The organism is Paenibacillus sp. FSL M8-0142 (assembly GCF_038597315.1).
GTDB classification, from domain to species: Bacteria; Bacillota; Bacilli; order Paenibacillales; family Paenibacillaceae; genus Paenibacillus_AQ; species Paenibacillus_AQ lactis.
Window position 1 is genome coordinate 6,375,382 of record NZ_CP152008.1, and the last position, 12,536, is coordinate 6,387,917.

Annotated in this window: 11 protein-coding genes; 4 read left to right on the top strand and 7 right to left on the bottom strand. The window is 52.7% G+C overall.

All coding sequences use genetic code 11. The features are described from left to right. Nucleotides 1-95: 95 nt before the first annotated feature. Nucleotides 96-2,534, bottom strand: a complete 2,439-nt coding sequence (locus tag NSQ46_RS28755; RefSeq protein WP_341341358.1) for a 3-hydroxyacyl-CoA dehydrogenase NAD-binding domain-containing protein — start codon at nucleotides 2,532-2,534, stop codon at nucleotides 96-98. Next, nucleotides 2,531-4,711 carry a (Fe-S)-binding protein gene (locus NSQ46_RS28760; protein ID WP_341341357.1) on the bottom strand — a complete coding sequence of 727 codons (2,181 nt, stop codon included), beginning with the start codon at nucleotides 4,709-4,711 and terminating at the stop codon, nucleotides 2,531-2,533. The genes NSQ46_RS28755 and NSQ46_RS28760 overlap by 4 nt, the downstream gene beginning before the upstream one ends. A gap of 544 nt (nucleotides 4,712-5,255) precedes the next feature. Here NSQ46_RS28760 and NSQ46_RS28765 point away from each other — a divergent pair. The 3 genes from NSQ46_RS28765 (at nucleotide 5,256) to NSQ46_RS28775 (ending at nucleotide 7,940) form a co-directional block, all read left to right on the top strand. Next, the gene (locus tag NSQ46_RS28765) at nucleotides 5,256-5,846 is read left to right on the top strand and encodes a TetR/AcrR family transcriptional regulator (RefSeq protein WP_007132916.1); all 591 of its coding nucleotides are present in this window, start codon (nucleotides 5,256-5,258) and stop codon (nucleotides 5,844-5,846) included. Between the two features lie 59 nt (nucleotides 5,847-5,905). Then, a complete protein-coding gene (locus NSQ46_RS28770; RefSeq protein WP_341341356.1) occupies nucleotides 5,906-6,673 on the top strand; it encodes an electron transfer flavoprotein subunit beta/FixA family protein in 768 nt (255 codons plus the stop codon). Nucleotides 6,674-6,962: 289 nt separating this feature from the next. Continuing rightward, entirely contained in the window at nucleotides 6,963-7,940 is a 978-nt protein-coding gene (locus NSQ46_RS28775; RefSeq protein WP_251536213.1) for an electron transfer flavoprotein subunit alpha/FixB family protein, read from the top strand. A gap of 150 nt (nucleotides 7,941-8,090) precedes the next feature. Here the strand turns inward: NSQ46_RS28775 and NSQ46_RS28780 are convergent, their stop codons facing one another. Further along, nucleotides 8,091-8,408, bottom strand: coding sequence for a MazG-like family protein (locus NSQ46_RS28780; RefSeq protein ID WP_341341355.1), 318 nt, complete (start codon nucleotides 8,406-8,408; stop codon nucleotides 8,091-8,093). A 295-nt stretch (nucleotides 8,409-8,703) separates the two neighbouring features. On the opposite strand from NSQ46_RS28780, the gene NSQ46_RS28785 reads away from it, so the two are divergent. Continuing rightward, nucleotides 8,704-9,282, top strand: a complete 579-nt coding sequence (locus tag NSQ46_RS28785) for a TIGR00730 family Rossman fold protein (protein WP_077570445.1) — start codon at nucleotides 8,704-8,706, stop codon at nucleotides 9,280-9,282. A gap of 312 nt (nucleotides 9,283-9,594) precedes the next feature. Here NSQ46_RS28785 and tnpA read toward each other — a convergent pair whose 3' ends face one another. From tnpA to NSQ46_RS28805, 4 genes are all read right to left on the bottom strand, one after another. Next, entirely contained in the window at nucleotides 9,595-10,068 is a 474-nt protein-coding gene (gene tnpA / locus NSQ46_RS28790) for an IS200/IS605 family transposase (protein WP_213613863.1), read from the bottom strand. A gap of 183 nt (nucleotides 10,069-10,251) precedes the next feature. Beyond that, nucleotides 10,252-10,896, bottom strand: coding sequence for a hypothetical protein (locus NSQ46_RS28795; protein ID WP_341341354.1), 645 nt, complete (start codon nucleotides 10,894-10,896; stop codon nucleotides 10,252-10,254). A 129-nt stretch (nucleotides 10,897-11,025) separates the two neighbouring features. Next, on the bottom strand, nucleotides 11,026-11,463 hold the full coding sequence (locus NSQ46_RS28800) for a hypothetical protein (RefSeq protein ID WP_251536250.1): 438 nt from the start codon (nucleotides 11,461-11,463) through the stop codon (nucleotides 11,026-11,028). Between the two features lie 104 nt (nucleotides 11,464-11,567). Further along, complete coding sequence (locus NSQ46_RS28805) at nucleotides 11,568-12,284, bottom strand: SAM-dependent methyltransferase (protein WP_342575683.1); 717 nt, start codon at nucleotides 12,282-12,284, stop codon at nucleotides 11,568-11,570. Nucleotides 12,285-12,536: the final 252 nt, after the last annotated feature.

Consider the following 12,536-nt stretch of genomic DNA (forward strand, 5'->3'; position numbering starts at 1 on the left):
TCACAGAGGAATTGTCAAAGTAAAATCTAATCCCCAACGGAATACCACCAACTCCCCTAATTCCGCAGTGACTTGCTTTTGACCAACATCTGTCCCTAGTTGCGCAGCGGCTTGCCCTTGGCGAGCATATGCTGCATGCGCTGCTGCGTCTTCACCTCGCCGAGCAGGCTGAGGAACGCCTCGCGTTCCAGATCGAGCAGATGCTCCTCGCTGACGATGGTTCCGGCCGGCACGTCGCCGCCGGTCAAAATATGCGCCAGCTTCTTCGCAATCAGCAGATCGTGGTCGCTGATATAACCGCCTCGCCTCATGTCGATGGCGCCCATCTGGAGCACGGCGCGGCCGTCGCGGCCGACGACCCGGGCCTTGCCCGGCTGCGGCGGGACATAGCCTGCGCGATCAAGCTCGAGCACGGCCTGCTTGGCCTCATAGATCCGGTAGTCCTGATTCATGACCACCGTATCCGCCCCGCGGCCGTACATTTGAACCGCTTCGTGACCGCTGGTGGACGTCTTCGCCATGGCCACCATCTCGAACATGCGGTTAATCTCCGGCTGCGGATCGCTGCCCGGATCCGGGTAGCGGCTGCTAGCCATCAGGGCGAGCTCCTTGCAGCCCCCGCCTGCTGGAATCAGGCCGACACCGGTCTCTACCAGGCCGAAGTAGGTCTCGGCCGAGAAAACAATCCGGTCCGCCGGCAGGCACGCCTCCACGCCGCCGCCGAGCGTCATCCGATGCGGCGCCGCGACGACCGGCTTCTCCAGCCGTTTGAGCTTCATCATGCTGCCCTGGAACAGACGGATGATGTCATCCACCTCATCCCAATCGCCGCTCTGGGCCTCCATCAGCATGAGCATCAGATTCGCCCCGACACAGAAATTGCGTCCTTCGTTAGCGAGAACCAACCCGCGGTAATTCGCCCGGACTTCCTCCACGCTCTGCTGGATCATGACCAGAATGTCCGCACCGATCGCATTGTTCGGTGACGTGAACTCCAGCAGTGCGACATCGTCCCCGATATCGATCAGATTCGCCCCCGTGTTGGATCGGATCACCCGATTCTGCGCTTTGAGCGCCGATAGCGAGATCCGCTCCGGCTCTGCATCTACGGCTTTGTATTCGCCCTTCAAGTAATGGAACACCTGACCGTCCTTCTCTTGATAGAAGGATTTATTCCCTGCGGCGATCCAGTCCTTGACCCAGGCCGGCACCGTCAGCCCCTCGGCCTCCATCCGCTGCACCGATTCCGGCAGGCCGATCAGATCCCAGGTTTCAAACGGCCCCAGCTCCCAGTTGAAGCCCCATTTCATGGCATTGTCGATCTCCTGGATGGAATCTGCAATTTCGCCCAGCTTCTCGGCGGAGTACACGAGTACCTGCTTCAGCACATTCCAGGCGAGCTCCGAGTAGCGGTCCTTCGTGCCGAGAAAAGCCTTGATCTTCCGCTTAGCCCCCTTCACCGCCTTAGCCGCCTCAATGGATGCGGAGCTGATTTTAGCGCTCGGGTTATATTCCATCGTGGACAGATTCAGGGACAGAATGGTGCTGCCCTGATCTCCTTTTATTTTCTTATAAAAGCCCTGGCCGCCCTTCTCCCCGATCCATCCGCGGGATACGAGCTCATTCAGCACGTCGGGCACTGTAAATACGTCCTTCTCGTGCCCGTCCTGCACGTTGTCGTACACATTCTTCGCCACATGGACGAACGTATCGATCCCGACCAGATCGAGCGTACGGAAGGTGGCGCTTTTCGGCCGTCCCAGCACGGGGCCGGTCGCCGCATCCACTTCCTCGACGGAGTAGCTGTTCCTTACCATTTCCTGCAGCGTGACGAGCAGGCCATAGGTGCCGATGCGGTTCGAAATAAAATTCGGCGTATCCTTCGCCAGCACAACGCCTTTGCCAAGACGCTTCGTGCAGAAATCCACCATGAACTGCGTAATATCGGGATCGGTATCGAAGCCCGGAATGATCTCCAGCAGCTTCATATGGCGAGGGGGGTTGAAAAAATGCGTCCCCAGGAAATGTCTGCGGAATTCCTCGCCGCATTCCTCCGCCATCGCATTGACCGAGATCCCGGATGTATTGGTGCTGACGATCGCTCCTTCCTTGCGAACGCCTTCGATCGTCTTCAGAATGCTCTTCTTGATCTCCAGCCGTTCGGTGACGACCTCAATGATCCAGTCGGCCTCCTTCAGCTGGCTCAGGTGATCCTCCATATTCCCAGGCGTAATGCGGCTGACAAAATCGGCACGGTACAGCGGAGCGGTGCTTGATTTCGGCAGCGCGGCAACAGCCTTGGCCGCCAACCGGTTACGCACCTTCGGATGGTCCAGCGTGAGACCGGCCTTCTCCTCCTCCGGCGTCAGATCCTTAGGAACAATATCGAGCAGCAGGCAAGGGATGCCTGCATTGGCGAGATGGGCGGCAATGCCGGATCCCATCACGCCGGAGCCGATGACAGCGGCTTTGGTAATGTTTCGGCTAGCGACGCCGGAGCCTCTGACGGCTTCCTTGGTAGTGGTTTGATTCATTGCACAACGACCTCCTGTTCATGGATTTCGGATAGACCAAATACGGATAATTCCAAGATTTCCGCGATATCCCGCGTTCTTACGCTGTCCTCCACTTCCTTCAGCTTCGTGCCGTCCTCCAGCATTGTCAGGCAATACGGGCAGGCCGAGCTGATCATCGTCGGCGAGATCGCGAGCGCCTGCTCGGTTCGCGCCAGATTGACTCGCTTGCCGGCATCCTCCTCCATCCACATCTGGCCGCCGCCGGCACCGCAGCACATCCCGTTCTCGCGGGTGCGCTCCATTTCGAGGAGCTCCACGCCCGGAATGGCGCGAAGCACGTTTCGCGGCTGGTCATAGACGTCGTTATACCGGCCGAGGTAGCAGGAATCGTGGTAGGTGATTTTTTCCTGGATCGGATACTTCGGCGTAAGCCGGCCTTCCTTCACCAGCTGATCCAGCAGCTCCGTGTGGTGGAGGACTTCAGCCGTAAGTCCGAATTCCGGATATTCGTTTTTGAAAATATTAAAGGTATGCGGACAAGCTGTGACGATTCGCTTCACATCGTACTTCTGGAACGTCTCGATGTTCTCCATGCACAGCTGCTGGAACAAAAATTCATTGCCCATCCGGCGCGGGGTATCCCCTGAATTCTTCTCCTCGTTGCCGAGAATGGCGAAGTTCACGCCCGCTTCATTCATGAGCCGGACGAAGGCGCGGGTGATTTTGCGGCTCCGGTTGTCATAGGACCCCATGGAACCGACGAAGAACAGGATGTCGAAATCCGGATTTTCCTTCACAGTCGGAATTTTTAAATCCAGCGTTCCTTCCGGATCGATCTCCTTCACCCATTTGCTGCGATCAGCACGGCTGATGCCCCACGGATTGCCCTGGCGCTCGATGTTTTGCATGGCACGCTGCCCCTCCTGCGGCACACTGCCCTCCATCAGGACCAGATGCCGCCTTAGGTCAACGATTTTGTCGACGTGCTCGTTTGCGACCGGGCATTGATCCTCGCAGTTCCGGCAGGTGGTGCAGGCCCATATCTCTTCCTCCGTCATGACTCCGCCGATCAGCTGGACATCCTTCGGATCGACGCCCTCAACCTGGTGCCAGGAGCGCTTCTGGACCTCCATCGTCGGCCCGATATCGGTAATGCCCTCGCCCTTCCAGCCGACCAGCGCCAGATCGGTCGCGGCCATCGTATGCACACCTGGGGATCCAAACACCGAAGCCGGCATCCACGGCGACTTGGAGGTAAGCGCCGCCCCTTTCTCCGTCAAGTGGTCACGCAGCTTCACGATCATGTGCATCGGCGACAGCAGCTTGCCGGTATTCGAGGCCGGACACACATTCGTGCACCGTCCGCACTCGACGCAGGCGTAGAAATCGAGCATTTGCTTCTGGGTGAAGTCCTCGATTTTGCCGACGCCAAACGACTCCGCCTCCTCGTCCTCAAGATCCAGCTTGCTGAGCTTGCCGGGAGGATCGGTACGTCGGACCAGAATGTTGATCGGCGCCGTAATAAGGTGAAAGTGCTTCGACTGGGGCACGTAGACTAAGAACGATAACAGAATGAGCAGATGAATCCACCAGAATGCGAAATAACATACCGTGACCGCCGTGGAAGGCATCCAATCAAACGCAGCGGCAATGCTTGAGGAGATCGGCGCAAATGCCGACCAGGAAAGACCTTCCCAAAGCCGCTCGAATGCCATCGTCAGCAGCACGGAAGCCATCAGCGAGGTAATGAAGAAGATCACGATGCTCGGCTTCCATCCGCGCTTCAACCGCTTCAACTTTTCCCCGTATCGCCGGTATGCCGCATAGCCGATTGCGAGCAGAATAAGGGCCACCGTAATCTCCTGCATCAGGATGAAGCCCTCATACCCCGGAATCGGGAGTCCATGCCCCGACAGGCCCTTCCATATGATGTCGATCGCGCCAAACTGCAAGATGATAAATCCATAAAAAACGATGAAGTGCATGATCCCGCTCTTGCGGTCCTTGAACAGCTTGCTCTGGCCGAACACTTGAATCGCAAATTGGCTCAAGCGCTCCTTCAAATCCTTTTTCAAATTCGCCGGCTTTCCCAAACGGATGTACAGGTATCGGCGATACACCACGCTCGCGAACATGTAAACCGCCCAGCCTGTGATTCCAACAAAGAGCACGGCGTTGATCAGATCAAGAATCATCCCTCTCAGCTCCTTGCGTTATTTTTTCTTCCCCATGCTTGCCGCCCGGGCGAATGTGGTCGGACTCTGACCCGCCTCCTAAGCCGGAAATCTGCAACAACGGGAGGTTGGTGTTGATCCAACTGCACTCTGCACCGTGAAACCAGGCTGCCGTCACTCCTTCCGCTAATCCGCCCGTCCATGCGTTACTCGGACAACATATGAAGCGCTTACATTCGAGGACTAAAAATAGACCTTCATACCTGTGCCCTGCCGACTTCTTCAAACCGAACTTGCTTGCGTTAGCTGCGTATCTAGATCCTTTAAACCTGTAATGGCTTTGCCGATCCTTAAAGCTGCCTTTCGCTCTTACGGTTAAACTGCCGTCTGTTGCCCTAGTGATATGAACGTCTATAATTTGAAGTCCGAATACGCCCGCTTCATAAATTTCCCGGCCCCATCAACCGGTCGTTGACAATGACATGAACGTATTTTATGATGGATACAAGAACTGAATGAGTATTCATTCATAATTTTAACTGTATTCTAACATCGGGGTGAGCATATGACAAGTAAAAAAAATGAGAAGTACCATCTGATCCTTCAAGGCGCCCTGAAAGTATTCGCCGAGAACGGCTACCACCGCTCCCAGGTGTCCAAGATCGCCAAGGCGGCCGGCGTAGCCGACGGTACCATCTATCTATACTTCAAGCGAAAGGAGGATATCTTGATCCGTCTGTTCCAGGAGAAGCTCGGCGAGCTCGTCGGAAAATTCCACGAAAGCGTGAAAGGAACGACAGACGCAGTGGAAGCCCTGCGGACCGTATGCAGCATTCATTTTTCCGAGCTGGAGAGCAATCCGGAATTGGCTTATGTCACGCAGATTGAGCTCCGGCAGAGCGATCTCGAGCTTCGCAAGGAAATCGGCAATGCGCTTAAGCCCTATATCGTATTGATCGAGAATATCCTGGAGCAGGGTATCCAAGAGAAGAAGTTCCGCCCCGATCTTAACGTTAAGCTTGTGCGCAGCCTGATATTCGGAGCGATGGACGAAGCGGTAACCTCCTGGCTCATCTCGGGCCGCAAGTATTCCCTGTCCGATCAGGTGGAGGAGACGCTTGGATTTTTTCTGAACGGTGTGTCCAGCGGGCAATAAAACAAGTCCCGCTCATCATATTTTATGAAGGCAACCATTCGAAAGGAGAGCTGAGGCCGATGAAGATTGTAGTATTGCTGAAGCAAACATTTGACACCGAGGAGAAGATTGAGATTGAGAACGGGTCGATTGCCGAGGATGGCGTCAAATTCGTGATTAATCCGTATGACGAATATGCTGTGGAGGAAGCCGTAAAGCACCGCGACGAGCATGGCGGCAGCGTCACGCTTCTCTCGGTCGGTCCGGACCGCACGTCGGAGGCTTTGCGGACCGCGCTTGCGATGGGTGCGGACGATGCGGTGCTTATCTCGGATGAACGGATACCGGATGACGAATATGCCGTATCGAAAGTGCTCCATGCGTATTTGGCTAAAGAAACGCCGGATCTGGTTCTAGGCGGCAACTTCTCGGTCGACCGGGGTTCGGGCCAAGTCGCGATACGCCTTGCGGGATTGCTCGGCATAGCCCATGCCGGATCGATTACCAAGCTTACGATCAGCGGCAATAAGGCTGAAGTGCACCGGGACGCCGAGGGCGATCTCGAAGTGCTGGAGGTTCAGCTGCCAGCGATTTTCACCGCCCAGCAGGGTTTGAACGAGCCGCGTTACCCGTCGCTGCCGGGCATTATGAAGGCGAAGAAGAAGCCGTTTCAAACGCTGTCGCTGGATGATCTCGGTCTCTCCGAGGACGATATCCGCCCGGCGACGAAGCAAAGCGATCTGTCCTTGCCGCCGGAGCGCAGCGCCGGACGCATTCTGAAGGGTGAGCCTGCCGAGGTGGCGCATGAGCTTGTTACGCTGCTGCGAACCGAGTCCAAGGTGATCTAGTTTTTTACGGAATACGGGGAGATTCTTCGCTCCTTACTTTTATACGATTCGTTGAATGCGGTTACACAGGGGCTGATCGAGCACTTCCCCTTTCACTACGTATTCTGATTGTATGGTTCATGGGATGTCCGTCATGCACGCATTTCGATGGCCGGGCCCTAGGTTCGGGTGGGCGAATTATAGCCCTCTGATCAATCTAAGCTTGAACCGTGATTTGTTTGATTAGCTCTTAACTTATTGATTTATCATCTCTTCATCCATCTCGATAGGGACCTAAGGAGGTTATGTTATGAGCAAAACGATACTGGTATACGCGGAAACCCGCGACGGGAAGCTGCGTCAGGTCGCCCTGGAAACGCTGGGGGCAGCCCGTCTAATCGCAGGTGACGGGGACAGCATCCGCATTCTCGTGGCTGGCTCGAACATTACGGAGGCCGTATCCGCGCTTAAGCCTTACGGCGGCGAAATCATCTATACCGTTGAGCATGACGACCTGGAGCACTATAATCCCGACGCTTATATGGCGGCGATCGAAGCGGTGCTAGGCGTTGCGAAGCCGGATGCGGTTCTATTCGGACATACAGCGATCGGACGCGATCTCGCTCCGCTGGTGGCGGCTTCCATGGATGCCGGTCAAATCTCCGACGTAACCGCGATTGAGAATAACAGCGGCGAAGCGGTATTCACCCGTCCGCTCTATGCCGGCAAAGCATTCGAGAAGCGGGTGTTCGTAAACGGACCATGGGTGGTGACCGTGCGGCCCAACAACATCCCGGCAGCCGAAGCTGTTGAGGGTGTGGACACGAGCATCGAGGATGTCGCCTTCCCCGCGCCTTCCCTCCGCTCCGTCGTTAAGGATGTCGTCCGCAAAACGACGGGAAAAATCGACCTCTCCGAGGCCAAAATCGTCGTCTCCGGCGGGCGCGGCGTGAAGAGCGCGGAGGGCTTCAAGCCGCTCGAGGAGCTGGCCGAGCTGCTCGGCGGCGCCGTCGGCGCTTCCCGGGGCGCATGCGATGCCGGATACTGCGATTATGCGCTCCAGATCGGGCAGACCGGCAAGGTGGTTACGCCGGAGATCTATATCGCTTGCGGCATCAGCGGCGCCATTCAGCACCTGGCGGGCATGAGCCAATCGCGGGTCATTATCGCGATCAATAAGGACCCGGAAGCGCCGATCTTCAAGGTAGCCGATTACGGCATCGTCGGCGACCTGTTCGACATCGTGCCGCTGCTCACCCAGGAATTCCGCAAGGTGCTGGTGTCTTAACCGGCCAAAGCAGTAGCGGCCTGTGCTCATAAAGCCTACCCGGCTTCTCCAGCTCAAAGAAGGTCGAGTTCCCATCCGGCATATCGGATGACAGGACTCGACCTTTCTTTTTTTCATACATTAATGTTCTATGTCAATCCGTCACTGCACTCAGGAGCTGAACCGTTTCAGCAGCTTCTGCTGATGTACCCGAAATGCCTCCTCCAGAGAGATATCATAGAGATCGGCCAGCAATGATATATTGCCAAGAACGTCGCCGATTTCTTCCACCAAATCCTGCTTCAGCCGCTCTCGGGACGACACTTCCTCGTCCGGCCGGTCTCTCCCGATTTCGTAAGCCCGAACGGCCCGCGCGGCTTCCCCCGCCTCCTCCATCAGAAAACCGATGCGGATAAAAGGGCCATAATCCGCCCATCCCCGCTCTCCGTAAAATTGCTTGATCCACTGCTGCGCTTCATTCATGTCCACTGTCCAAATACCTCCGTGTTCTGGGCTGTACCCTAGGTCTTGAGCCGCTAAAAAGATACGCCTTGCCCAAAGCCGATTCATTTCATGGTTGAAACCGCGAGTGTTGTCGGCTTATTCATAAATTTTTACATATAAGGGGAATCTTCTAACATGCGGTTTAACATAAGGAAGTACGATATAAACATGCTCTAACTTGAAGAACACGAAGACATCGCTTTTCGTTCCATGACACCAATCACTATATATAGTATAATTACTCGGAATGATTATCAACATCTGGTTAGGAGTGGCTGAATTGAAATCAATATGCGTATTTGCAGGCTCGAACATGGGTGAGCATCCGGATTATAAGACCCAAGCGGCAGCGCTCGGCGAACTGATTGCCCGAAAACAATACCGGCTGGTATACGGCGGTTCGCGTGTCGGACTGATGGGCGAGGTGGCCAATACAGTGCTTGAGCTTGGCGGCGAGGTCATTGGGGTCATGCCCCGGGGGTTATTTAAGGGCGAAATTGTACATACCGGACTAACGCAGCTGATTGAAGTTGCGGATATGCATGAGCGTAAGGCAACGATGGGAAAATACGCCGACGGCTTTATCGCTTTGCCTGGGGGCTTCGGAACCTTTGAGGAATTGTTCGAGGTGTTGTGCTGGTCTCAAATCGGGATTCACCAGAAGCCGATCGGGCTGCTGAATATCCGAAATTACTACGACCCGCTGATGAGCCTGGTCCAATCCAGCATTACCGCGGGCTTTGCGAATTCGTCCCATTTGAATCTGATCAATATTTCCGATGATCCGATCAAGCTTCTGGAGCTGATGGAGAGCTATACGCCGCCTACGCTGGATATGAAGTGGAAGGATCTCGATTAAGGCACGGGAGGTCCGTTGTTACATAAGAGGCTGACTCAAAGTTGCCTTAATTTGACACCATTCACGATCAAGTGTTTACACCCTATCCTTTTGGAGGCTGTTCCCGGTTGCTGTCTTAGATCAGCTAAGCCCATAGAAAGCCAAATTGCGGCCAATAAGACGAGCCCCCAAATCAGAACCACCCGTCAAACGGGTGGTTTGCTCTTGGGGTATAACCCCTTGTTGCCAAACTGCGCCTAAAGACGCTAGCCTGACAATAAAATTGTTCAGGCTCAGTGTAATTTGTCACTTTCACTTACCAGTTAAACTGGTTTACTTCTTCTTGCTACTGTTTTTGCTGAATGGGTCTTCATACTCTTTCACACTCAGTTTATCAATTGCCTGGTCGTGTGCTTCTTGCTCACGGATATATTTTGCCACGGTGGCTTCATTCAAGCCCACTGTGCTGACGTAGTATCCCTCCGCCCAAAATTTTCGATTACCATATTTATACTTCAAGGTAGCATGCTTCTCGAATATCATGAGTGAGCTTTTCCCCTTCAGGTATCCCATAAATGATGATACTGAGATTTTTGGGGGAATTGCTACCAACATATGTACATGATCGGGCATCATGTGACCTTCGATTATCTCCACTCCCTTGTATTTGCATAATCGTTTGAAAATTTCGATTAAGTCTTTCCTCACTTGATTATAAATCTCTTTCCGTCTATACTTCGGGGTGAACACAATGTGGTACTTGCACATCCACTTCGTGTGAGCTAAACTATAGCTCTTGTTTGCCATCTAAGACCATTCCTTTCATTATTGAGCCTGAACATCTCAATTTTATCGGAATGGTCTTGTTGGTCAAACCCTCGATCCCTCCACCCGCATAGCGGGTGGTTTTTTGTTTCGCACGCTTCGCGAGCTCAACTGGCTAAAGCCATAATAAAAAAATCCCGCGGATTTACTCCGTGGGATTTTCGCTTAGTCGGCTGCCTTGATTGTGTATTTACTAATGGCTTTATCTTTCAGTTTGTTGTAATGCTCCGTATTTTCACCAAGGTATTCAACATCTCCTAATTGTTGTGGAGAAATTGAATTACTCGTGAAGTTCGAAACTTTACCCGGTTTATCAACATTAAATTTGCCCTGGTAAGATCCATTAACAGCATATGTGTTACCACCGGTTTTGCGCAAAAACAGTAAATATTGATTGGAATCGTTCATTTTGACGTATCCTTCCAGGTTGTGGTATACACCATCTTCAATACGCCCATCCTCCATTACGGTGATTGTAGATTGTTTAAAGATGTTACCCTTAAATACTTTGTCAATCTGAAAAGGCGTTTTATCAAGCTTGTCAATTATCGCTCCAGTATCTGTTTTAACTTGATAGGTGCCTTGATGCCCTACTGCATGTCCAATTACGATTATTTCCGAGTAGTTCTCTAAAGTGCTAAACTCTTCAAAGAAAGGTATTTTAGCGTGGGTCGTAGCTATTTGATAGGTGCCTTCCTTCAGTTGTTTTGTGCCTGCAACCTGACTGGTATCTCCACCAGTTTGTATCATTCCAAATCCGATCGATGAGACGATTGCCAAAGAGGCAATGATATAAATAGCTTTTTTCACGTGATTCCCCCTTAGTATTTGTAAAAGATATTTACGTAGTCGATGACGAAATCCACTATTAAATGTTGCGTATTTGCATTAATCCAATTTTTAACAAATATATATCTCCAGGAACTTCCGGCGGCTCCCTCATTCAGAATGTATATTTAGCGTATAACTATCCATTGTGCGGCCATCAACGCCCAATGCTTCAATCGATATATGATCATGCAGTGCTTGATTTCCTACCTTCCATTCCAATGACCAGCCATCGGAACCATCGGCATCATAACCTATTATTTTACGTTCCTTCCCTGTCTCGGTACCTGTAGGAGCAATCCAGAACAGAACCGTATTCGTATGCTCCGCTTCCACCTTAAATGTCACGGTTTCCGTGTTTTCCGGGACGACGAACCAGTTGTCCCGTTCCTCTAGGGTTGTAGATACATTTGTAATTTTGGCTTGGGGCAGCTGTCCAGGCTGTTCTTCTTGATCTTCAGGTAGAGGATTCTCCGCCTGCTGTGGAGAACACGACCCTAAAACAAAGGTGCAGCAAAGAAGTACAGCAGCAGTCATCCATTTGATCACTTTCAAGAACCATTCACCTCACAGTCTTACGAAAATCTTACTCCCACGCTTATAAGATCACCACAAAGAAAGGGAGCCGAATGTTGATCGGCCCCCTAGTTTCTTCATCTTGTTTTTCGAATCTGCAGCATGGAGTTGCCATTGATCATAAATTCATAGGACACCTGTTTCTCGGTCACTTCGAGACCTTCAGCTTCCAGATCTTGAATCAGTCGCTCCAGATGCTCATATCGGTTCCCCGACAAATCGGTTAGCGGAAAAATACGTACTTCCTCCGAAGCAACCCTAAGCAGCTCTCGAATCGTGTTCAGGTGAAAGTCATAGTCCAAACGGTCGCTGTACATAAACAGAAAATGAGCGGATAACACCAAATCGAACTTTTCATCGCAAAATGGCAGCTCCGGCAGCACTGCAGCCACATACCGCTCCGGATAAGCTCTCATATCCGCAACACAGTCCTGGAGAGCTTGATGGCGATGACGGCTAACGCCCGCAACATCCCCGTAAAAGTCCCATACAAAGTTTCGCTTCGTCTGCTCCATGGATTCCATTGCGTGCGCAGTATCCTCTAGGCCTTTCCGCTCCAGATCATCGATCCGATGATCGTACGCGATATCGCTTGCGGTGACATCCAATCCGGCCGCTGCGGCATGCGCCGTAAAAGAGCACGCTCCGGCGGGGCAATCTAATATTTTCTTGCCTGCCAGCTCCCCTGCCTGCAGATCAAACATCCGCATGTACTCCTCATAGGTCCGGCCGATAAACACCACCCGGTTCAATTCCAGCTTCGTCTTCCCTTGCCTCTTCTCGTCTCTTCTCATCTCATCTCACCTCAGCTATGATCTTGGTGCGGATTCCGGCCATCCAAGCGCCATCTCCGCAAACCTATATTACCATATGATGGAATGCATGGATATTAGTCATTTTCCGATCCGTGCAGGTGCCCGTGTACTTGCCTCTTCTCTATCATCCCTTCTCCATTCGTTTTCGGCCCTCCCCTGTTTAAGCTATACTCTTTTTATGTACGTATTCAATTTGAAAAAAGCCATATAAGGAGGATCACACGTATGCTG